This is a genomic window from Pantoea sp. 1.19 (assembly GCF_001922585.1).
Taxonomy (GTDB): domain Bacteria; phylum Pseudomonadota; class Gammaproteobacteria; order Enterobacterales; family Enterobacteriaceae; genus 1-19.
The window spans coordinates 85285-107068 of sequence record NZ_MRBS01000005.1 but is presented as its reverse complement, the minus strand read 5'-3'; the positions used below and the strand labels follow the sequence as shown (position 1 = coordinate 107068).

Genomic DNA, 21784 nt, shown 5'->3' with positions numbered 1-21784 from the left:
GTTTCATCGTCTTTTGCGTCATGATTTCGTCCCTGCCAGGCCAGCAGGTAAGCGACCCAGACCTTGTGGTAAGAAAGAGGCCAGCCAGGCCAGTAAACGTGTTGCCGCACCGAATACCGCGCGCAGCTGCGGTGGACCATACTCCGCGAGGCGGATATAGCCCTTAAAACCCAGCACAACGATATCCAGCAGGCTTTGTACCGGTTTGTCTTCCGGGAAGCCGTCTTGCCACAGCGCCCACGTATCGGCACGGGCAAAGGTGCACTGAATAAACTCAATGTGCTCTTCGGTCGTCAGGTTATGCAGGCGGATACCGACCCGGCGACCAAAGGTGCGCTGGACGCGGCAGGGAAAGCTAAACTCTTGCTGGCCGCGGCGCAGTAGCAGCCACACTTCGTCGTCGTCGGCCAGCTTGTCGGTCTCGCGCAGCTCCACGCCCACCCCGCCGTCGGAGTAGTCACGCAGCGTGCAGGGCAGCATATGGCCATCTTTTTTGGCCAGCGCCGCCGGCATCGCAATCTCCACGCGGTGCGCCTCGCGGATCTGTCGCGCTTCCACCGAAACGGCGACCGCGCCGCCGAGAATAATCAGGTTATAGAGGACCCAAATCAGGCTGACGATCACCGTGAGCACCTCATTAGCCGGCCCCCAGCCCAGCCGCCACACCGCCGCCGCTACGCCGGCGACGTTCAGCAACACCAGCATCATATAGGGGCGAGTGATCACCCAGTCGAGATGCTCCTCTTCAACCAGACCGCCCTTGGCGGTGACGTTGAATTTGCCTTTGTGCGGATTAAACAGCGCTACGGTGGTCGGGCGGGCGATATACCAGGCCAGCACGGTTTCGTACACCTCGCTCCAGAACGAATGGCGCCAGCGCCCCTGAATGTGCGAATTGGTCAGGCTGGTGTGCAACATATGCGGCAGGACGTAGATGGCAATCGCCAGCGCCGGCGCGAAGATGATGTAGGCATGACAAAGCAGAAACGCCAGCGGCGCCAGCAGGAAGATCAACCGCGGGATGCCGGATAAAAAGTGCAGCATGGCGTTGGCGTAGCACAGACGCTGTACCAGCTTCAGACCTTTCCCCAGCAGCGGATTATCAAGACGGAAAATCTGCACCATACCGCGGGCCCAGCGGATACGCTGGCCGATGTGCGCCGACAGACTTTCGGTCGCCAGTCCCGCCGCCTGGGGGATGCGGATGTAGGCTGAGGTATAGCCGCGCCGGTGCAGACGCAATGACGTGTGCGCATCTTCGGTCACTGTCTCCACCGCTATGCCACCAATCTCATCTAGCGCGCTGCGGCGAATGACCGCACAGGAGCCGCAAAAGAACGTGGCATCCCACAGATCGTTGCCGTCCTGCACCAGGCCGTAAAACAGCGTGCCTTCGTTGGGCGTGCGGCGAAAACGGCCAAGGTTACGTTCGAACGGATCCGGCGAGAAGAAGTGGTGCGGCGTTTGCAGCATGGCCAGCTTAGCGTCTTTGATAAACCAGCCGAGCGCCACCTGCAGAAACGAGCGGGTCGGTACGTGGTCGCAGTCAAAAATGGCCACAAACTCGCCGCGGCAGTGATGACGTAGCGCGTGATTGATGTTGCCGGCTTTGGCGTGTTCATGCGTCGGTCGCGCGACGTAGCCCACACCAACGCTGGCGGCGAACTCGCGAAACTCGCTGCGGTTGCCATCATCCAGAATCCAGATGTTGAGCTTCTCGCGCGGCCAGTCGATGCCCAGCGCGGCGTAAACAGTGGGTTTCACCACGCTCAGAGCTTCGTTATAAGTGGGCACCAGCAGATCGATGGTCGGCCAGCTGCTGATGTCTTTCGGCATCGACACCGGCTGGCGATTGAGCGGCCACAGGGTCTGAAAATAGCCCAGCACCAGTACAACCCAGGCGTAAGTTTCAGCGATGATCAACAGCAAACCAAACATCAGGCTGGCCGGATCGTCCCAGTTCAGCGTCTGCGTATAGCGCCACCACAAATAGCGGCAGGAGACGGTCAGTGACAGTACAATCAGCATCAGGGTAGCCAGCCGCCCGGGAATGCGGCGTACAAACATCGCCAGCCCCCACAGGAGCACCACAAAGATAAACTGGGTGAAAATATCAAACGGTTGGCTGATGCACAGCAGCGCCAGCAGCGTGGCGGCAATGCCAAAGAGAATAAACAGCAGCCTGCGCGCCCAGCCGGACAGGCGGTTTACCCGCCGTTCGGCGCGCTCCGGGATTGCCCGGCGCCACATCGCCTGCGGAAGGGCATCCAGTTTGCGCAGCAGGCGCTGACGCCAGCCAAACAGCGGACGAAATGCGTTCAGCCGCCGGCGTTCGCTGCGTGCGCTGTCGTCACGCGGCAGAAACAGCAGCAGTCCAAGGGTTTGCGACAGAAAGCGAATCGCGTCCAGCGGTCGCGGCCGATCCGGGGAAATTTGCGGATAGAGCCGACGGCGGTCGTCGCGGATCGCGCGCCACGCGGGCGACTCAAAACGAAGCAGCGTCCAGCCAAGCAGCAGCCAGACCATCTGCAGCCCGGCGGCCAGCGGCGAGGCGCCATGGCGGCGCCAGCCCTGCCAGCGCGCACGCAGCGTCTGCCAGACCGGCGGAATCAGCAGCCAGCGCAGCGGGTTCATGCGTCGCTCCCGGAGGCATGCACCCGCAGCCAGTTTGCCAGCGTATTCACCTCTTCCGCCGCCAGCGAGTGCGGCCGGTACTCTCCGATCGGCTGCTTGATGAGCAGCGCTTCGGCCAGCGCCTCATCGCGGTGCACCATCACCGGCAGCAGCGGGCTGACAATGCTTAACCACAGCTGCTGCAGATCCTGATGGGTGCGGCTGTGCGTGTTGTACTGATTGATAACAAAGCGGGTATTCCCGGAAAAGGGGCGCTGGTGCAGCCGCAAATGCGTATTGGCATCGGGGACGATCACCCGCAGGACCAGGTCGGCCAGCCCGCTCGCCTGACGGCTCCAGCGGCTGTTCTCTGCCGGCACATCCAACAGGATCCAGCGGTAGTCGCTGCTCAGCTGCCGCAGTCGATCGGGCCAGGGACCCAGCGCGGTGTCACTTTGCGCCTCAAAGGCGCTCACGGCGTCGTCGCTGAGCTCGCCAAACGGCAGAAAGTCGAGACCGGGCATATAGCGCAGCGCGCTGCCCTGCCAGTCGCCGCCCTGATGGATGGCCTGCGCCCAGCCGCGCGTCTCCTCCCGCGGAGTATTAAAGTGCAGCCGCAGCTGGTTGATCGGGCAAAAGTCGATGGCCAGCACCGACGCGTTCAGGCTGGAGAGCGCCCAGGCCAGCGCTGCGGTCAGCGACGTTGCGCCGCTACCGCCGCGCAGCCCTTGCAGAGCAATGATCGGCATCGTTAGGGCTCCTGCCGGTCTGCGGCAAATTCCGCCAGCAGCGGCCAGCGGGTGAAGAGCGCCTGCAAGCGATCCTGCCGGGCAATATCGATATAGTCGAAAGCCGTCAGCGCAAAAGCCTCGCCTAAAGAGCGGATATCATCCGCAGCGTCACCCGCCACGGTAATCACAGAAGACGTGTCGTGTTGATTCATTTACCCACCGCCATAAACAAAAAAATGAATCGTAGAGAAAAGTTCTGATGTTAAAAAGTTTATCCGTTAAGAGAAGTATGATTGGATCACGTTGTAATATGTCTTGGTAAGATTACAATTAGTCTTTATATTTATCCACACAATATAGTGGTCCCGATCACTTTCTTTTGCGAAGCTGACTATGATGCCAACAAGCACCCTTGGTTTTGAGCACGTTCGTCAAGAATTCATGCTGATGCAGCCTGCTGGATGCTACTGGATCACCACCCATCGTGCGGAAGATGCCCGCGCATTGGGCCGTCAGGCGATCGCGGCACAACAGTCACTTACCCTCATCAGCGTGGGTGAGGCGCCGGGTGACTATCTGACGCCACCGCTGCCCTCAGGGCCGGACCGCATTGCGCTCTGGTCCCTGCCCGATTCGCGTAAGGCCCTGATCAATTTGCATGAAGATTTTCGCCGTGCCCTGCCGCATAAATCTGGCGTGATCTTATTTATCACTCCCGTCTCACTTTGGGAAAAATTATCTGCTGCTGAAAAGTCGGCCTGGATCAAAAAAATTCATGCCTGGCTGATATCGCAACAATCAACGTTATTAATAATCACCTGGGGTGCCAATACTAATAACCTCAGAAATCATTTACAGGGTACGTTTCGGCAACTTGATGGCTTGGCACATCTGGAATGGCAGCAGGATTGCTGGGATTACCGTATCCACTGGTGGAGCAGTGAGCAGCATCTGGTTGCCGATCGCTCGCTGCCGCTGGTCTGGGAGGCCGACCGCTTCAGGCAGCCGGACAACACGCGCCAGGCCGAACCGCTAACTCAGGACGATGCGCACCGCTATCTGGCGCACCAGCAGGTGCTCGAAGGCGCACCGCCGCTCTCAACTCACTGGGCGCTCTATCCGGACAATGATGATCTGGCACAGCACGCGCAGCAGGCCAGCAGCGCGACGGTGATTTTTTGCCTGAGTCATAATGCGCAGATTCAGGCTCTGGCCGCGGATATCCATAGCCTGCGGCGCAATCGCGGCAGCGGCCTGAAGATTGTGGTACGCGAAATGCAAACCAGCCTGCGCTACAGCGATGAGCGTCTGCTACTGGCCTGTGGCGTCAACGTCATCGTACCACACAGCGCGACGCTATCGCGCTTCCTCACCACGCTGGAAGGGGTGCAGGGGCAGGTGTATCAGCGCCACGTGCCGCAGGATCTTGATGCGCTTCTGAAGGGGCTGCAGCCGATGCAGGAGAAAGGGTTCCAGCCGCTGGAGACCTTCTGCCGATCAGTGATGCTGTTGGTCAATAATCCCCTGCTGCCGGAAAACGACAAGGGATTGCTGGTCGCACTGCGTCCGGTGCCGGAACTGAGCACCGGGCAGGCGCTCAGTTTATGCAAGCCGCGACGCTTTGGCGATCTGGTCACCCTGGTTGACGATCGGCTGTACCTGTTTCTGTCGTCCTGTCGCCTGAATGATCTGAACACCGCACTGAAGTTTATTTTTCGTCTGCCGCACGATGAGATTTTCAGTAATCGTCTGGTATGGCACGACGATCAGCAGATCCTTTCGGAGATGCGTCAGCTACGCGATCGGGCCCCCTCCGTCTGGCAGGAAGCACCGGCCGCACCGGCCAGCGCACAGCCGCAGCCGGCAATCGAGGCGGCGCGACGGATACCCCACCCCCTCACGCTGGGTGGCTCACCCGCTAAGGCCAACCCTTAATGACTCTGACGCTGATGGATGGCGTGCAAATCGCCCTGCTGCTGCTGCTGCTGCTGCTGCTCTGCAGGCCCTTCTGGGCCGGCTGGCTGCCGCGCCGCTGGCGTGGACTGACCCGGCGTTGGCTGCCGCCGCGCGCGCTGAAATACGAGGGCACCTGGAAACGTCACGCTTCACCAACGGATAACGCGAAGAAATGAGTACACCCCAATCCACTCCCCCTACGCCCTCCGTCTGGCGGCACTGGCGCGGTCTCGGCGGCTGGAACTTCTACTTTATCGTGAAGTTTGCACTGCTGTGGTTCGGCTACCTGAATTTTCATCCGCTGGTCAACCTGGTGTTTCTGGCCTGGCTGCTGTTCCCCCTGCCCTCGCTGCGACTGCATCGCTGGCGCAATCTGATCTCTCTGCCGATCGGTATCGGCCTGTTTTATTACGATACCTGGCTACCCGGAATACAGAGCATGCTGTCGATGGGCAGTCAGGTGGCTGCGTTCTCAGCAGATTATCTGCTGGAGCTGGCGCAGCGCTTTATTAACTGGCAAATGGTTGGGGCGCTGTTCGTTTTGCTGGTGCTGTATCTGTTTGTTTCGCAGTGGATACGCATCACGGTGCTGGTCAGCGCCCTGCTGATCTGGCTGAACGTGCTGAGCATATCCGGTCCCTCCTTTGCTTTCTGGCCAGCGGCGGATATCCCCAGCGCCGTCACTGCGGCCTCTGCAGCGACGGAGACCTTACCTGCCGACGCGGCCGCGCAGGCGACGCCAGCGGCGAGCGATCCGTTGAGTCAAACGGCGCCACCGACCAGCGCCAATCTGACCGCCTGGCTGCAGCGCTTCTACGACAGCGAAAAGCAGCAGATCACCCGCTTTCCTGACGCGCTGCCGGCCGATGCGCAGCCGTTCGATATTTTGCTGATCAACATCTGCTCGCTGTCGTGGGCTGACCTGGATGCTAGCCAGCTACGTCATCATCCACTGTGGCGACAGTTTGATATTTTACTGACCCAGTACAATTCGGCCACCGGCTACAGCGGTCCAGCCGGGATCCGCCTGCTGCGCGCCAGCTGTGGGCAGAGTTCGCATCACGACCTGTATCAGCCCGCACCGCAGCAGTGTTATCTGCTGGATAATCTGGCGAAGCTCGGGTTTCAGCAGCAGCTGATGATGGACCACGACGGCGTGTTTGGTGATTATTTAAAACAGATGCGTGAGGCCGGTGATATTCAGGCACCGCTGATGTCGCAGGCCGGTCTGGCAGCGCATTACACGTCGTTTGACGGTTCGCCCATTTACGATGACGCACCGCTGATGCGGCGCTGGCTGACGGAGAGGCAGAACAGCCGCGACGCACGCACCGCGACCTTCTTCAATTTGATTCCGCTGCATGACGGTACGCGGGAGCTGGGCAGCAACAAAACCGCACCGTGGCAGCCGCGGGCGAAGACGCTGCTCGATCAGCTGGATGCCTTTCTCAGCGAGCTGGAAGCCTCGGGCCGTCAGGTGATGGTCGTGGTGGTACCGGAGCACGGCGCCGCGCTGGTGGGCGATAAGATGCAGATGTCCGGTTTACGCGATATCCCCAGCCCGGGTATCACCCACGTCCCGGTAGGCATCAAGTTCGTTGGTATGAAGGCACCGCACCCGGGCGAGCCGGTGACGGTGACCACGCCAACCAGTCTGCAGGCCATCTCGGCGCTGATTGCCCGCGCGGTAGACGGTAAAGTGTTCAGCGCACCGGAGGTGAACATGGCGGCGCTGGCCAGCAGTCTGCCGACCACGCCGGTGGTCTCAGAAAACGATAACGCAGTCGTGGTGATGTATCAGGGCAAACCGTGGATTCGGCTGAATGGTGGCGACTGGGTGCCCTATCCTCAGTAAAGCAGCGGGCCGGACGCTGTCCGGCCCGCTCAGTCAGGCGCGATAAAGGTGGGATTCCCGCCTTTTTACGCCGGCTGTTTTTCCTCTTCGTCGACCGCAAAGCAGGCGATCTGCTGAGCGCCATACTGCTTCAGCTGTGGCTGCAGCTGGGTGCAGGGACCAAAGCGGCGGCTGCAGCGCGCATTAAACGCGCAACCCGGGGGCGGATTCAGCGGACTGGGCAGCTCGCCGGTCAGCTTGATACGCTCGCGGCGATCGTCCGGATTGAGGCGCGGCGTGGCCGACAGCAGCGCCTGGGTGTACGGATGTCGCGGGTGGCTGAAAATCGCCTCTTTACTGCCGCGCTCGACGCAGCGGCCAAGGTACATCACCATCACCTCATCGGCGATATGCTCCACCACCGAGAGATCGTGCGAGATAAAGACGTATGAGAGGCCGAGCTCCTGCTGCAGGTCCATCATCAGATTCAGCACCTGCGCCCGCACCGACACGTCCAGCGCCGATACCGGTTCATCGGCGATCAGCACGTCGGGATCCAGCATCAGTCCGCGGGCTATGGCGATACGCTGCCGCTGTCCGCCGGAGAACATATGCGGATAGCGGTCATAGTGCTCGGTCTTCAGGCCCACTTTGGCCATCATCTCCAGCGCTTTTTCCCGCCGTGCGGCCTTGCTCAGATCGGTATTGATCAACAGCGGCTCTTCGAGGATCTGGCCGACTTTTTTACGCGGGTTGAGCGATCCGTAAGGATTCTGAAAAACGATCTGGATCTTCTGCCGGCGCAGCTTTTGCGACTGCGGATCGGGCTTAAGCAGATCCGTTCCCTGCCAGTACAGCTCCCCGGCCGTCGGCGTTTCAATCATGGTCAGCAGGCGACCGAGCGTTGATTTGCCGCAGCCTGACTCGCCGACCACCGCCAGCGTTTTGCCGCGCTCGAGGTTGAACGAGACGCCATCCAGCGCTTTTACCAACCGCTCAGGCGAAAAGAGCCCTTTCTTCACCGGATAGTGTTTTTTCAGATCCACCGCCTGTAGCAGCCACGGCTGACCATTTTCAGCATTACGATTCATAAACAGGTCTCCCGGCATCATCCAGTGGGAAGTGGCATTTGGACTGACGCCCGTCAACAGCACGCAGCGCAGGTTCTTCAGTACGGCAACGATCGGTGGCATACGGGCAGCGCGGGTTCAGCAAACAGCCGTTCGGACGGTCATATTTACCCGGCACCACGCCCGGCAGCGACGCCAGTCGCGCCTTGTCGCTGGCAAACTCCGGCAGCGCGCGCAGCAGCGCCTGCGTGTAGGGGTGACGCGGTGCGCGGAACAAATCGGTGGCCTTTGCCACCTCCACTACCTGACCGGCATACATCACGATAATGTCTTCGGCGGCTTCCGCCACCAGCGCCAGGTCGTGGGTGATCAAAATCAGCGCCATATTCTCCTGACGCTGTAGCTCCAGCAGCAGCTCGATGATCTGCGCCTGAATGGTCACGTCTAACGCGGTAGTCGGCTCATCGGCAATCAGCAGTTTTGGCCGGCAGGCAATCGCCATCGCGATCATCACGCGCTGGCTCATGCCACCGGACAGCTGATGCGGGTAGACATCGAGTCGCGAGGTCGGATCGGGAATGCCCACCTGGGTCAGCAGGTCAATGGCGCGCTGGCGACGGGTGCGGCGGTTTCCGCCCTGATGCACCTTCAGCGCCTCCATAATTTGGTAACCCACGGTGTAACAAGGATTCAGGCTGGTCATCGGGTCCTGGAAGATCATCGCCACTTCCGACCCCACCAACTGCCGCTTTTCTTTATCCGACAGGGTTTGCAGGTCGCGGCCGTTGAACGCCAGCTTATCGGCGCTGACGCGGCCGGGATAGTCAATCAGGCCCATGATGGCCAGTGAGCTGACCGATTTACCGGAGCCGGACTCGCCAACAATACCGACCACTTTGCCCTGATTAACCTGATAGCTAATGCGGTCTACGGCGCGAAACGGTGCGCTTTCGTCGCCGAAATGCACCGATAATTTATCTACATTCAATAATGCCATGTCGGTGCCTCTTACTGCTTCAGTTTCGGATCGAGCGCGTCGCGTAAGCCGTCGCCCATCAGGTTAAAGGCCAGCACGGTGAGCAGGATTATCACACCGGGGAAGGTAACCACCCACCAGGCACTTTGCGCATACTGCAGGACGTCGGAGAGCATGGTGCCCCACTCCGGCGTCGGCGGCTGCGCCCCCATTCCGAGAAAGCCCAGCGCGGCCATATCGAGGATCGCGTTGGAGAAGCCCAGCGACGCCTGCACAATGAGCGGTGCAAGACAGTTAGGCAGAATATTGACGAACATCTGGCGCAGGGTACCCGCACCCGCCACGCTGGAGGCGGTAACGTAGTCGCGATTGACTTCCACCAGTACCGCCGCGCGGGTCAGGCGGATATAGTGCGGCAGCGCCACGAAGGTCAGCGCCAGCGAGGCATTCACAATCGACGGGCCAAAAATGGCCACCAGCACCAGTGCCAGCAGCAGGCTCGGCAGCGCCAGCATGATATCGACCAGACGCATAATGGTGGCATCCACCGCGCCACCGAGGTAGCCGGCCAGCAGGCCGAAGATGACCCCGAGAACCAGCGACAGTACCACCACCAGGCAGCCGACCAACAGCGACAGCCGTGCGCCGTACATCAAACGCGACAGCACGTCGCGTCCCACATCATCGGTGCCGAGGATAAATTGCCAGCTGCCGCCTTCCTGCCAGACCGGTGGCCGCAGCAGCGCGTCGCGGAACTGTTCGGCCGGCAGGTGCGGCGCCAGCACGTTGGCGAAAACGGCGATCAGAATCATCGCCACGACGTAGATGAGGCCAATTACCGCGCCTTTGTTACGTTTGAAATAGTGCCAGAACTCCTGTAACGGGGTCATCGGCTTCGGTGCAGCAACGGTGCTGCCAGAGTTGAGCTGTGACATGCTGGCCCCTTATTTCTTGTGACGAATGCGCGGGTTAACCACGCCGTACAGCAGGTCAACCAGCAGGTTAACCAGAATAATCAGGATGGCAACCATCAGCACCCCACCCTGCACCACCGGATAGTCTCGCCGCTGCAGCGCTTCGATCAGCCAGCGACCGACGCCAGGCCACGAGAAAATGGTTTCGGTCAGAATGGCACCGGCCAGCAGGGTTCCCACCTGTAAGCCGATAACGGTAACCACCGGCAGCATGGCATTGCGCAGCGCATGGACCACGATCACCCGCATCCGGCTCAGGCCTTTGGCGCGCGCGGTGCGAATATAATCCTCGCCCAGCACTTCCAGCATTGAGGAGCGGGTCATGCGGACAATCACCGCCAGCGGAATGGTGCCGAGCACAATCGCCGGCAGGATCATATGCATCACCGCATCTTTGAAGTCGCCGGGTTCGCCCCAGATCAGGGTATCGATCAGTACGAATCCGGTCAGCGGCTTACTATCGTCAAGGAACACCGCGTCGCCCAGCCTGCCGGAGACGGGCGTCAGGTTCCAGTGGACCGATACCAGCATGATCAGCATGATACCCCACCAGAAAATCGGCATAGAGTAGCCGGTCAGGGAGATACCAACAGCAGTATGGTCAAAGACGGAGCCGCGCTTTACCGCCGCCAGCACCCCCACCGGGATCCCGACCGCGACGGCAAACAGCATCGCGCAGATGCCCAGCTCCAGCGTGGCTTTAAAGCGCGGAACGAATTCGTCCCACACCGGCGTGCGGCTTTTCAGCGACATGCCGAGATCGCCATGCAGGACGCCGTTGATGTAGGTCAGATACTGTTTCCACAGCGGCTGGTCGAGGCCCATCGCCGCCATTAGCTGCGCGTGACGCTCGGGTGAAATACCGCGTTCCCCGGCCATAATCAGCACCGGGTCACCCGGGATCATATGTACAAACGCGAAGGTTAAAAGGGTAATACCGATAAACGTCGGGATCACAAGTCCCAGACGTCGGAGTATGAACTGCAGCATATTCCGGACTCTCTCATTATCCTGCCGCCGTAACCGCAGGATTTATTATTGCTCACTGATTGTCGGGCCAGCCCGACGACAGCACAGGTTACTGCGCTTTTTTGCATCCAGTAAAACAGGGAAAATCCGGGACAGAGACCTGCCCCGGATAGCGTGGGTTGTTACTCGTCGATATCAACCTGCGCGAAGTAGTGACCGCCCAACGGATCCACTTTATAGTTTTTCACCTTCTTGCTCACCGGCTCATACACCGTTGAGTGGGCGATCATCAGCGCCGGCACCTGATCGTGCATCACCATCTGGGCCTGCTTGTAGTACTCAATGCGCTTCGCCTGGTCGGCGGTAGCGCGGGCAGGCTGGATCTGATCTTCAAACGCCTTATCGCACCAGCGTGAATAGTTCGAGCCATCTTTGGCCGCCGCGCAGCTGAACAGGGTGGCGAGGAAGTTGTCCGGGTCACCGTTGTCACCGGTCCAGCCCATCATCACCGTCTGATGCTCACCGGCTTTGGCACGCTTCAGGTACTCGCCCCACTCATAGGTAACGATTTTGGCTTTTACGCCAATCTTCGCCCAGTCAGACTGAATCATTTCCGCCATGCGGCGTGCGTTCGGGTTGTATGGACGCTGCACCGGCATCGCCCAGAGGTCGATGCTGAAGCCGTCCGCCATGCCCGCTTCTTTCAGCAGCGCTTTGGCTTTCTCCGGGTCGTAGGTGTAGTCCTTCACCGCGTCGTTGTAGCCCCACATGGTCGGTGGGATCAGATTTTTCGCCGGCTGACCGGCGCCCTGATACACCGCATCAATGATCGCCTGCTTGTTGACCGCATAGGTCAGCGCCTGGCGGACTTTCAGATTATCCAGCGGTTTCTTCTCCACGTTATAGGAGAGATAACCGACGTTCAGGCCGGCCTGCTCGTACAGGTTGATATTTTTATCCTGCTTCATGCGCGCGATGTCAGCCGGATTCGGGTAGGGCATCACCTGACACTCCCCCTTTTGCAGCTTGGCATAGCGCACTGAAGCATCCGGCGTGATAGAGAAGACCAGACGATCGATCTTCGGCTTCTCACCCCAGTAGTCAGGATTGGCCTTGTACAGGATACGGGAATCTTTTTGATACTGCAGCAGCTGGAAAGGTCCGGTACCGACCGGATTCAGATCCACTTTCTCCGGCGTACCGGCCTTCAGCATATTATCCGCATACTCCTTCGACAGAATCGAGGCGAAATCCATCCCCAAATCGGCCAGGAAGGGTGCTTCCGGGCGCGTCAGCGTAAAGCGCACGGTGTGATCGTCCACTTTTTCTACTTTGCTGATCAGGTTCGGCATATCCATGCCTTCGAAATACTCGTACGTGCCGCCAGAAACATTGTGGTACTTGTTATTTTTATCCAGCTGACGTTCGAAGGTGAAGACCACATCGTCGGCGTTAAAGTTGCGGGTCGGCTTGAAGTCTTTGGTGCTGTGCCACTTCACATCGTTGCGCAGATGGAAGGTGTAGACCTTACCGTCGTCGCTAATGTCCCATTTTTCGGCCAGCGCAGGGTGCAGTTCGGTGGTGCCAACGGTAAATTCCACCAGGCGGTTATACAGCTGGCGCGAGCTGGCGTCGTATGTGGTGCCCGAGGTAAATAATTGAGGATTAAATCCTTCCGGAGATCCTTCAGAGCAGTAAACCAGGGTTTTTGCCTGTACGCTGGTGGCGATCAGCAGCGCGATCGCGCTCAGGCCAACCTTCAGCATCCCGGATTTGGCCAGGGAAGTTGTCATGCGGTTACTCCATCGTGATGTGTTGTTGTGCGTATATCCGCTGCGGTGGCAGGCGGAGTGCGCGGGCCGGTTTATTATGGGTGGCCTCTGTGCGCGATTGCCCGAAGGCGCGTGGCGGGAAGAAGACAGTTGCTTTCGTCTGAGACCGTGGAATTTTTCAGATAAAACCACTTCATCCCGCACACTCAGGCATCAATTTGTCAACAGACACGGGGAACGTCAATATGGCGCGCAGGTATTTGCGCAGAGTGTGAGAAACCGCAAGCAAATTTTAAAAAAACCCGAAGCGGGTTTAAACAGTGTTTAACACTGCTTCATACGTACAGCCCAGCGTAAGTGCCTGGTTTATGACGCCAGTATGACCATTTTCTCCGACAAAAAACTTTTGCTATTTTGTTGTGAACGGTGAAGCTTCGAACAATATATTTCGTTATATCGTGCTCATTTAGCAAAATATTCTGATAAAAACGCATAAGTAACGTGCAAAAAAGAGTGCGCCATCATAAGAAAACGTTGCGCGAATTAAGCCGACCCGCCGCGTCTCCCGCACAGGCTTGCCGGCTGTGCAGCGGAGGCCGCCGCGTGTTCGCCGCCTCCGATGCCAGCTTCTCAGAACGCCCAGTTAAATCCGGCGTACACGCTATTGTCCCGGTGACTGGCCGATAGCAGTCCGCCGTAGCCGAGCGACAGCGTCGTTCGTGCGTCCACGTTCAGCGCTACATCCGCCTTGACCACCAGCCCGTCGCGCGACGCGCGCGCGCTGCCCACCGCAAACGCCTGCCGGACGTCAGTGAAATACAGCCCGACCTCACGCTCCCGCGCGCCCAGCGAGCGCTGCCATCCCAGCTCCAGCCGGGAGCCCAACGTGCTATGACGCCCCAGCAACCAGCGGCGGTCTGCCCGCACCCCCAGCGTCGAGGCCGCCGCGCTCAGATGCTGCCGATCCGCGCCCAGCGCCGCCGCGCCGCCCGCCTCCTTCATGCCGCCCAGCGCCAGTGTTGCCGCCGACAGGTTGATAAACGGCTCAAGCGTCGCCCACTCGTCCTCCAGCGCGTAGCCCGCCTCCGCAAACGCCTGCGTGCTTCCCGCGTTATATTTCGACGTCTCACGGTCGCGCTGCGCACCGTAGCTTACCGTCCGCGACGTCTCTATCCGGTGCCACGCATGGCTGACGCCGGCGCGCAGCCCCAGCGCCCCTGACCGTACGCCGCCGTACGCTGCGAGCTGCACGTTATGGCTGTCCGCCTGCGCCCCCGCGAGGCCGTGCAGACCGGTCCGCGTAAAGCCGGTGCTGACGCCCAGCCATGCCCCACTCTTCAGCGCTGCGTCCCAGCCGAGTACCACGCCGCGCGTCGAGCTGCGGTATCCTTCTTCTCCGTCCGCGCCATCACCGTGTCCCCACGTTCCCAGCAGCTGTCCCCAGGCCCCGCCCTCATCGCTGCGCCGCTCCGGTGAATCTACCAGGCCCGCCACCTGACGCAGGCGGCCATTCAGCGCGTCGCGCAGGTGGCGTCCGTCGTTCAGCAGCGCCGAGGCCATGTCCGCGTGGAGCTGGCCGGACAGCTGGCTGAACGCCTGCTGCGCGGCCTGCGCTGACTCGCTGAGCAGCAGGCTTTCGTAGACCGGGTGTCCCGCGGGCAGTCCGTCCGCCGCCTGCGCCACCGCCTGCTGGTTAGGCGTTTGTGCCACACTGACAAACGCGGTGTCGTTACGTCCTATCCGCAGCGTCACCGTCTCCGGCTGATAGCCCAGCGCGGCGCCGAGGAACAAGTAGTTTGGCGTAACCCGCTCAAACTGCCCGCTGATGCCCCGGCGCGCGCGCAGCAGGGTATAGCGCTCACCGCGCAGGCTGTATACTTCACGCTGCGACAGCAAATTGCCACCGCTCTCCGCCAGCACCGCGACCTCGCCACCGTCGAGATTCGCCGCACCGTCACTCTCAAGCCGATCGCTGCGGCCGTCCGCCGCCACCTCCACGGCCAATCGCGATCCGGGTTGAAAATTCACGTCACCGTTGACCCTCAGGGTACCCACGGAATGGCCAGGAGCCACCGTCCCCCCGGCGGCGGCGTCCAGCGACCCCACGCGCCCGCTGCCGCCAACAATACCGCGCCGCTTCACGGTCACCGCCGAAGCCACGCTGCCGTCGACAACCAGCAGCCCGTCGAGCACCTGGGTGATGCCGCGCCAGGTGTTGTTTCCGGTCAGAAGCAGGGTACCGGCGCCGCGTTTACTCAGGCCGCCGTGGCCACCGATATCATTGCTATACACCTCCTGTTGACAGTGAATATCGTCGCAGCGCCGGGCGTAGCGAGTACCCGCGTCCAATACAGCTCCGGCGCCGGGAATATCGGCGATAAACTGGCCGGAGCCATAAGCAGTTTGGCTGGGATCGGGGACGCGAAGCGCGGCGGGAATATCGTCCTCGGTAATAAACATGCCTGGACCGCGCATCGCTTTATCAAGATCGATCATTCCCCAACCATAGAGTGGATCGATACCGGGATCGCCGAGGTCGACGGCAGTGGTTTTCAGAATATCCGCAATGTGTGCCACATCCAGGTAGGGAAAGCGCTGCATCAGTAGCGCAGCCGCACCGGCTACGTGCGGGGCTGCCATGGATGTTCCTGATTTTAAAACATATCCTGTCTGAAGCTGCTTGGGTTCTGTCCCTATCACTGTCGCGTTGTAAATACCCGTTCCCGGCGCCGAGACGCAAAAGCTGGCTGCATATCCACAGCGGGATGAACCGAGACTGATTGCGTAACTTTTTGACGCTTCGCGATTAACCAATCGCCGTACGTTGGCTACGGTCAGCCAGCGTGGTACCACATCGGGGGTAAAATAAGCCAAACCTGACATTGCGTCGGGATGATTAAAATTGGCGTCATTACCCGCCGCGAAGATCATCAGGATACCCTGTCGGGCAGCGTCCAGCGCCCCCTGAAAGCCCGCACCATCCAGCGAGCCCAACAGGGGTTTAATCTGATCATACTGCTGTTGCGCCTCTTTCAGCGTAAAATGCGGCAGATTCCACTTTGAACCATTACGCGAAAGCTCATCGGCAATACTGATGCCCCAGCTATTGTTTATTATGCGCGTGCCACTGTTAACCAACGCCTGCCATGCGGCCTGGGTAACGGCACCATCCAACGCCAAAAACTCTCCGTGACCGGGACCGTCATTATCATTGTCGGCACTCATGATTTGAGCGTCAAAAGCCACACCGTGCGTTCCCACACCATCACGATTAGCCGCCGCAATACCCGCAACATGGACACCATGATCCCCCAGCAAACCATTATTATCGTAAAAATGCAGCGTACCATCAAAATAGAATGGATCGCCCGCATTAATATTCGGCCGGTACTTATCGCCGATCGCTCTGTAACCTTGAGTGATAAGCTGATGCAGCTTATTGGGCCCGGCAAACTCTGGGTGTGGCGCAACGGGATAATCCAAAATACCAATAATCTGTCCCCGCCCGGTATAACCTGCAGCGTAAGCGCTATCTGCATGTATGGCTGATAGTCCCCAGTTTTTATCAAACTCATTTCCGCGCCAGCTGGCGGCATCGCCAGAATGACCTTGCCCCGTCGGCGGTTCGGCCCTGGCAATCAGAGCTGTCATCATTGCCGCACTCAACGCCATAGCCCATCGGGCAGTGCTGAACGCCCGAGCTTTATTCAACGACGCATTATTCATATATTTCTCCTTAAAAGAGTAAATGACGCGTTCGCAAAATGGATTTGTCATCCTTCAGAGCGCTCAGCTAACGCCGTATGTAGACTGTTGAAACGATCGCCATCCTCCAAAGGCGCCAGATGCTGTTGCTTATCAAAACAGCACGCATGCATTTTTCATTTAAAACGGTAAAAAGGAAATACCCCCTGCTCTAGGCAGGAATTAAATGATCACTGGAGGTAAAAGGGTCAATTATCAGCTAACATACGGCCAACACTTAATATGATCAGACATTATTGACAGCCAGCACAAGTCTGCCACCCGAACAAAAAAAAATCTATCAGATGATTCGCCAGCACCATCGGAAGCAGGCAGGAAATGACAGTCCATAAAGTGTATAAATAGGGTGGGATAAATCTTTAACATTTTACTTAATACATGCAGGAAAAATAAGAATAATGAGTTTTTTCCATCAGTAAGACTGGATAATTTACCGAACAATCCCATGACTTTCGTCAACCATTTGCTACTACGGCGTTCGGAAAGTCGGCAGGTACTGCACAGGGGCCATGCTCCGCGGCAGCGATTGCAGCGAGGATTGATACACCGGCTTCACGTACCTCACTTCACCCGGTTGTCCTCCCGAAAACGTTCATCGTTGTAAACGCCGGGCGAAAAAAATCGGCTATTAGCGAGCAGGTTGGCGAATCTGGTCGGTTGAGGTAGCTAAGACGGGATACCGATGCCCTGTGGGCCGCGACGGCGCAACGCTGTCTCGCTTCGCCCGGCGCTATCCCCCTTCGGGATCTGCATTCACTCCGGGCGAAGCAACCGGCTGTTAGCGGGCAGGTTGGCGAATCTGGTCGGCTGTGGTGGCTAAGACGGGATGCCGATGCCCTGTGGGCCGCGGCGACGCAACGCTGTCTCGCTTCGCCCGGCGCTATCCCCCTTCGGGATCTGCATTTTTATTAACTCTGGACGAAAAAAAACCTGCTTGTTATAAGCAGGTTTTCGAATTTGGTCGGTGAGAGAGGATTCGAACCTCCGACCCCTTCGTCCCGAACGAAGTGCGCTACCAGGCTGCGCCACTCACCGATGGGGGCGAATGTTACTGCGCCCGTTTTTTAGCGTCAATGCCTTTTTGCCCCGCGGCGGCTGATTGCCTGAAAAGCAGCCAGATCGCTGCCTTTTCCCCGCTCTGCCACCGCCGGTCAGGGTTTTTGACACCAGTTATTTTTGGGATTGATGCCCCCATTAGGCGAGGTGTAGCCCAGACAACCCATGATGGTATCAAACAGCTCCACGTGGCGGTGCGTTTTGCCTGCTGCCTGCTGCGCTTTCAGCCGGGCAAACGCCGCCTGATGCGTCGGATCCGCCAGCCAGCGGTCAGAGGCCCAAACCACCATCGGCACCCGGAACTGCTCCGGCGGCGCGACGTCGCGCGGGGTGCCGTGCAGATGCATATTTTCGTCAATCGACTCGCCGTGGTCGGCAGCGTAAAACACGATGGCTTTCTTATCGCGCAGCGTATCGAACACGCTGCCCAGCATGTGATCGACATACAGCACCGAGTTGTCATAGGCGTTGATCAACTGCGCTTTACTGCAGGCGTCATCCACCCCCATACATTCCGGCTGATAGCGCGCAAACTCGCGCGGATAGCGCTGAGAATAGAGGTAGTGTGAGCCTTTGGTGTGCAGAATAACCAAGTGTTTACCCCGCGGATGCTGGTCCACCGAGTCCTTCAGCTCCGGCACCAGTAGCATATCGTCGACCGATTTCCCCTGATTACGCTTTTCTGATCCAATCTGCTCACGGAACTCATAGTTGTCCGCATCGGCGTTATTGTAGAACCATACCTCGCTTTGCATAGCGAACAGCTCTGAGCTGAAGCCCAGCGATTTCAGCACCGCAAAGACGTTCTGCTCCTTCAGCGTCCGACCCGGATTGTCTTTGGTACCGCCTTCGCGTACGAACATGCAGCGCAGCGACAGCTTGGTTGAGGTGTCACAGGATTCGCCGCGGAACGCCACCAGGTTTTTCTCCTGCGACAGACGCGGCGTGGTGTTACGCTCATAGCCGAGAATACCCATATGATCCCAGCGGGTGGTTTCACCGATCACAAACACCACATAGGTGTCCTCCAGTCCGGGCGGAGTCTCCCAACTGAAGGCTTTGGCCGGATCGAGCAGGTTCTCGCCGTCCATACTTTCATCGTAGCGGGTATAAGCAAACAGTCCGAGCGCCGACAGCCAGTTTGACGGCAGGTAGGAGTGGGCCACCACTCCGCCGTAGCTCGGCAGATCGACATTGGTCTGTTTTTCATGCGCCGACTGGCGCTGATCAAAGTAGCGAATCGGTAACCATACCAGCGCCACCGCCAGCCCCAGCGTCAACAGAGGCACTAATCGCTGCCCCGGCGTCTTTAGTTGCTCCAGCAGGCCCATCCGCAGGGGACTGCGCCAGAGTGCGAACAGCGGCAGCGCGCTGACCAGCACCATCCAGATGATAAAGTGGAGCCCCACAACCTCTTTGGATAAATCAATGTCGGTGGTCATCACCGAAGCGACAATACCGTAGCCGATCACCACGTTGAAGAAGGTCATGTAGTAGCTGGCCGCCACAGAGATAACAATCAGTAGCGTGGCGGTCAGGCGAAAGCCCCATCTTCCGGTCAGCGACAGCAGCCGCAGCAGGAAAAAGCACAGCAAGACTACCGCGACCACTTCTGCCAGCGCAGAGAGCCACTGCATGGCGTCAAATCTAATCAGGAAAGGATCAAATCGGCGGTAGAAAATGGGAAGATTGAGAAATATTCCAATGTAAATCGCGAGCAATAACGAGAGTTTTTGTTGCGAAAAGATTTTTAAAAAATTCATTAAGCCTGTATTCCCGGCGTAAGTACGGACGGTTGTGTCGGTTTTCTGACTGCCAGAACCGGTCAGAGTTCGCCAGGATAGCAAGATTAGGCCTAAATGTTCAGAAAAAAGGAATCATCTGGCACTTTTAGTGGCGTATAACAGCTCAGAGGGGGCTGACGCCCCCTGCTGTCAGGCGGTAATGATGTTGAAATTGACGTCGATATTGTTGCGAGTGGCGTTGGAGTAAGGGCAGACAATGTGCGCCGCTTCTACCAGCTGTTTCGCCTGCTGCTCGTCCATGCCCTCAAGATGAACGTGCAGCTGCACCTCAATGCCAAACCCATTGGGAATCGGACCAATACCGACATCTCCTTCAACAAACGCCTCTTTCGGCAGGGCGACTTTATCGCGGCCGGCGACAAATTTCATGGCACCCAGAAAGCAGGCGGCATAGCCGGCGGCGAACAACTGCTCCGGATTGGTGAACTCTCCCCCCATGCCGCCCATCTCTTTTGGAACGCCCAGCTTCACGTCCAGCACGCCGTCTGAAGAGACCGCACGGCCATCACGTCCGCCGGTGGCTTTTGCATGCGCCGTATAAACCACGTTGTCTAAACTCATTCTTTTCTCCTGAGATTATCATTGCTCACGATCATATCGTGCACTACTTAATTGAGCACATCCGTCGGGACCGGAGTGGCTCGGTTACTGTTGCAGCGTGCCGCGCAGTTTTTCCAGTCCGGCTTTCAACGACAGCAGCTCATCCACGTCACAGGCGGTCGCACAGCGCACCGCTTCCGGAATGGTGACCGCCCGCTCACGCAGGGCCACACCGCGATCGGTAAGGGTCACCGCGACCTGGCGCTCATCGCGGCGGGAGCGCTGACGCTGGATAAGCCCCGCGCTTTCCAGGCGTTTTAGCAGCGGTGTCAGCGTGGCCGAATCAAGAAACAGCTGCTCGCCAATGGCGGAGACGGTCACGTCGTCCTGCTGCCACAACACCAGCATCACCAGGTATTGCGGATAGGTCAGGTTCAGCGGTGCCAGCAGTTGACGATACAGTTTATGCAGTGCCAGATTAGTCGAGTACAGGGCAAAACAGAGCTGCTGTTCGAGCATCAGTGGCGCTGCCTGCGCTTTTTTGTCATCTTGATGTGTAGTCATACCGATCAATATAGATAGTCCACTATATAATTGCAAACGACTTTATTCCGCAGGGGTTAATGATGCAGTCGAGGGAAGAACAGGCGCGCCGTTTTGCCACGCACGCCCACGCGGAGGCCGGTCAGCGCCGCAAATACAGCGATGAACCCTATATCGTTCACCCCGCGGCGGTAGTGGAACTGGTGCGTAGCGTGCCTCACAGCGAGGCGATGCTCCTCGCCGCCTGGCTGCATGATACGGTGGAAGACACCGCGACCACCCTCCAAGACCTTCGCGCGCAGTTTGGTAAAGAGGTCGCGGCCCTGGTGGAGATGCTGACCGATGTGCCGCAGCCGCAGGCTAAAAACCGCATGGCCCGTAAGCTGGCACACTTTCAGCACACGGCACAGGCCTCACCGCCGGCGCAGACCATCAAATTGGCTGATATCATTGATAACACGAGAAATATCGTGCGTGTCGATCCGGATTTTGCCCGCGTTTATCTGATGGAAAAACGCCTTCAGGTTCAGCTGCTCAGCGCCGGTGACCCCACGCTGTTGCGTCAGGCACAGCAGGTGATAGAGGGCGGGATAGCCCAGCTACAGGAAAAGCCCTGGCGGGTACCGGCGGCCTGGTTTGAGGCGCTGGAAGCGCGCTACCGCGGGAGATAGTTATCGCCGCGAACGGTGCCGGCTCGCCATGCCTTAAAAATTAAGCTAGTACTTACAAACCAATTGTCCGCCGGCAGCGAACGGCGGTCATCCGCAGCGGCCGGGGATGATGCGGGCCAGCCGTGGCCGGTTCCGTCTGCCATGCCCCGCGCCCGCCGACGTCGATCTGAGCAGCGTCTCGTTGGCGCTGCCGAAGCCTGCCCGACCGTGGTGTGCCATAATATGGATATATACCTGACAGCCTGTAGTATATTGATAGTGTACACTCACTTCATTCAACCCGTCGCGCCCTCAGCGCGAAGGCAAGGGCGACTACCGCACCCAACCGGCTTCGCCGCTCGCCAACCGTGGGCAGCCGTTAGCGTGATGCCCGTGCCGCTGCGTCACATCTTTTCTCTGAAATCGGGGCAGTTTGACCCGCGCCACCGCGGTAAAAGCGCATTTTTTCCCCCCCGGCGTTTGACCTGCCTGGCAAAAAAATTTGCGCAAAAAACGTCAAAAAAAAGCAT

At 58.7% G+C, this 21784-nt stretch carries 16 protein-coding genes and 1 tRNA gene; 4 read left to right on the top strand and 13 right to left on the bottom strand.

Features of this window, described 5'->3' with window-relative positions; translation table 11 throughout:
• Positions 1–18: 18 nt before the first annotated feature.
• From bcsA to bcsR, 3 genes are read right to left on the bottom strand one after another with little or no spacing between them, the layout of a single operon-like run.
• Positions 19–2634, bottom strand: a complete 2616-nt coding sequence (gene bcsA / locus BS626_RS11185; RefSeq protein WP_075182483.1) for a UDP-forming cellulose synthase catalytic subunit — start codon at positions 2632–2634, stop codon at positions 19–21.
• Entirely contained in the window at positions 2631–3362 is a 732-nt protein-coding gene (gene bcsQ / locus BS626_RS11180; protein WP_075182482.1) for a cellulose biosynthesis protein BcsQ, read from the bottom strand. Before bcsQ ends, bcsA begins: the two co-directional genes overlap by 4 nt.
• A 2-nt stretch (positions 3363–3364) precedes the next feature.
• A complete protein-coding gene (gene bcsR, locus BS626_RS11175; RefSeq protein WP_075182481.1) occupies positions 3365–3556 on the bottom strand; it encodes a cellulose biosynthesis protein BcsR in 192 nt (63 codons plus the stop codon).
• Between the two features lie 181 nt (positions 3557–3737).
• Between bcsR and bcsE the strand changes: the two genes are divergently transcribed.
• From bcsE to bcsG, 3 genes are read left to right on the top strand one after another with little or no spacing between them, the layout of a single operon-like run.
• On the top strand, positions 3738–5279 hold the full coding sequence (gene bcsE, locus BS626_RS11170) for a cellulose biosynthesis protein BcsE (RefSeq protein ID WP_075182480.1): 1542 nt from the start codon (positions 3738–3740) through the stop codon (positions 5277–5279).
• On the top strand, positions 5279–5476 hold the full coding sequence (locus BS626_RS11165; RefSeq protein WP_371328496.1) for a cellulose biosynthesis protein BcsF: 198 nt from the start codon (positions 5279–5281) through the stop codon (positions 5474–5476). The genes bcsE and BS626_RS11165 overlap by 1 nt, the downstream gene beginning before the upstream one ends.
• Complete coding sequence (gene bcsG, locus BS626_RS11160; RefSeq protein ID WP_075182479.1) at positions 5473–7155, top strand: cellulose biosynthesis protein BcsG; 1683 nt, start codon at positions 5473–5475, stop codon at positions 7153–7155. The genes BS626_RS11165 and bcsG overlap by 4 nt, the downstream gene beginning before the upstream one ends.
• A 65-nt stretch (positions 7156–7220) precedes the next feature.
• Here bcsG and dppF read toward each other — a convergent pair whose 3' ends face one another.
• The 10 genes from dppF to BS626_RS11110 form a co-directional block, all read right to left on the bottom strand.
• A complete protein-coding gene (gene dppF, locus BS626_RS11155) occupies positions 7221–8225 on the bottom strand; it encodes a dipeptide ABC transporter ATP-binding subunit DppF (RefSeq protein WP_075182478.1) in 1005 nt (334 codons plus the stop codon).
• Complete coding sequence (gene dppD, locus BS626_RS11150) at positions 8215–9201, bottom strand: dipeptide ABC transporter ATP-binding protein (protein WP_075182477.1); 987 nt, start codon at positions 9199–9201, stop codon at positions 8215–8217. The genes dppF and dppD overlap by 11 nt, the downstream gene beginning before the upstream one ends.
• Before the next feature lie 11 nt (positions 9202–9212).
• Entirely contained in the window at positions 9213–10115 is a 903-nt protein-coding gene (gene dppC / locus BS626_RS11145) for a dipeptide ABC transporter permease DppC (RefSeq protein WP_075182476.1), read from the bottom strand.
• Positions 10116–10124: 9 nt separating this feature from the next.
• Positions 10125–11144 carry a dipeptide ABC transporter permease DppB gene (gene dppB / locus BS626_RS11140; protein ID WP_075182475.1) on the bottom strand — a complete coding sequence of 340 codons (1020 nt, stop codon included), beginning with the start codon at positions 11142–11144 and terminating at the stop codon, positions 10125–10127.
• 161 nt (positions 11145–11305) lie between these two features.
• Positions 11306–12916 carry a dipeptide ABC transporter periplasmic-binding protein DppA gene (gene dppA / locus BS626_RS11135; RefSeq protein ID WP_075182474.1) on the bottom strand — a complete coding sequence of 537 codons (1611 nt, stop codon included), beginning with the start codon at positions 12914–12916 and terminating at the stop codon, positions 11306–11308.
• A 609-nt stretch (positions 12917–13525) separates the two neighbouring features.
• Complete coding sequence (locus BS626_RS11130; protein ID WP_075182473.1) at positions 13526–16621, bottom strand: autotransporter serine protease; 3096 nt, start codon at positions 16619–16621, stop codon at positions 13526–13528.
• 997 nt (positions 16622–17618) lie between these two features.
• A tRNA-Pro gene (locus BS626_RS11125) sits at positions 17619–17695 on the bottom strand.
• A 116-nt stretch (positions 17696–17811) separates the two neighbouring features.
• Positions 17812–19479 (bottom strand): kdo(2)-lipid A phosphoethanolamine 7''-transferase, encoded by a 1668-nt coding sequence (gene eptB / locus BS626_RS11120; RefSeq protein WP_075182472.1) that lies wholly within the window; start codon positions 19477–19479, stop codon positions 17812–17814.
• Positions 19480–19650: 171 nt separating this feature from the next.
• Positions 19651–20082, bottom strand: a complete 432-nt coding sequence (locus BS626_RS11115) for an organic hydroperoxide resistance protein (RefSeq protein WP_075182471.1) — start codon at positions 20080–20082, stop codon at positions 19651–19653.
• Positions 20083–20166: 84 nt separating this feature from the next.
• A complete protein-coding gene (locus tag BS626_RS11110) occupies positions 20167–20625 on the bottom strand; it encodes a MarR family winged helix-turn-helix transcriptional regulator (protein ID WP_075182470.1) in 459 nt (152 codons plus the stop codon).
• A 59-nt stretch (positions 20626–20684) separates the two neighbouring features.
• On the opposite strand from BS626_RS11110, the gene BS626_RS11105 reads away from it, so the two are divergent.
• The gene (locus BS626_RS11105) at positions 20685–21275 is read left to right on the top strand and encodes an HD domain-containing protein (protein ID WP_075182469.1); all 591 of its coding nucleotides are present in this window, start codon (positions 20685–20687) and stop codon (positions 21273–21275) included.
• The last annotated feature ends 509 nt before the right edge of the window (positions 21276–21784 follow it).

Excerpts from the sequence above, each read along its gene's own strand:
- bcsA (WP_075182483.1), bottom strand. The coding sequence starts at position 2,634 with ATGAACCCGCTGCGCTGGCTGCTGATTCCGCCGGTCTGGCAGACGCTG.
- bcsQ (WP_075182482.1), bottom strand. The coding sequence starts at position 3,362 with ATGCCGATCATTGCTCTGCAAGGGCTGCGCGGCGGTAGCGGCGCAACG.
- bcsR (WP_075182481.1), bottom strand. The coding sequence starts at position 3,556 with ATGAATCAACACGACACGTCTTCTGTGATTACCGTGGCGGGTGACGCT.
- bcsE (WP_075182480.1), top strand. The coding sequence starts at position 3,738 with ATGATGCCAACAAGCACCCTTGGTTTTGAGCACGTTCGTCAAGAATTC.
- BS626_RS11165 (WP_371328496.1), top strand. The coding sequence starts at position 5,279 with ATGACTCTGACGCTGATGGATGGCGTGCAAATCGCCCTGCTGCTGCTG.
- bcsG (WP_075182479.1), top strand. The coding sequence starts at position 5,473 with ATGAGTACACCCCAATCCACTCCCCCTACGCCCTCCGTCTGGCGGCAC.
- dppF (WP_075182478.1), bottom strand. The coding sequence starts at position 8,225 with ATGAATCGTAATGCTGAAAATGGTCAGCCGTGGCTGCTACAGGCGGTG.
- dppD (WP_075182477.1), bottom strand. The coding sequence starts at position 9,201 with ATGGCATTATTGAATGTAGATAAATTATCGGTGCATTTCGGCGACGAA.
- dppC (WP_075182476.1), bottom strand. The coding sequence starts at position 10,115 with ATGTCACAGCTCAACTCTGGCAGCACCGTTGCTGCACCGAAGCCGATG.
- dppB (WP_075182475.1), bottom strand. The coding sequence starts at position 11,144 with ATGCTGCAGTTCATACTCCGACGTCTGGGACTTGTGATCCCGACGTTT.
- dppA (WP_075182474.1), bottom strand. The coding sequence starts at position 12,916 with ATGACAACTTCCCTGGCCAAATCCGGGATGCTGAAGGTTGGCCTGAGC.
- BS626_RS11130 (WP_075182473.1), bottom strand. The coding sequence starts at position 16,621 with ATGAATAATGCGTCGTTGAATAAAGCTCGGGCGTTCAGCACTGCCCGA.
- eptB (WP_075182472.1), bottom strand. The coding sequence starts at position 19,479 with ATGAATTTTTTAAAAATCTTTTCGCAACAAAAACTCTCGTTATTGCTC.
- BS626_RS11115 (WP_075182471.1), bottom strand. The coding sequence starts at position 20,082 with ATGAGTTTAGACAACGTGGTTTATACGGCGCATGCAAAAGCCACCGGC.
- BS626_RS11110 (WP_075182470.1), bottom strand. The coding sequence starts at position 20,625 with ATGACTACACATCAAGATGACAAAAAAGCGCAGGCAGCGCCACTGATG.
- BS626_RS11105 (WP_075182469.1), top strand. The coding sequence starts at position 20,685 with ATGATGCAGTCGAGGGAAGAACAGGCGCGCCGTTTTGCCACGCACGCC.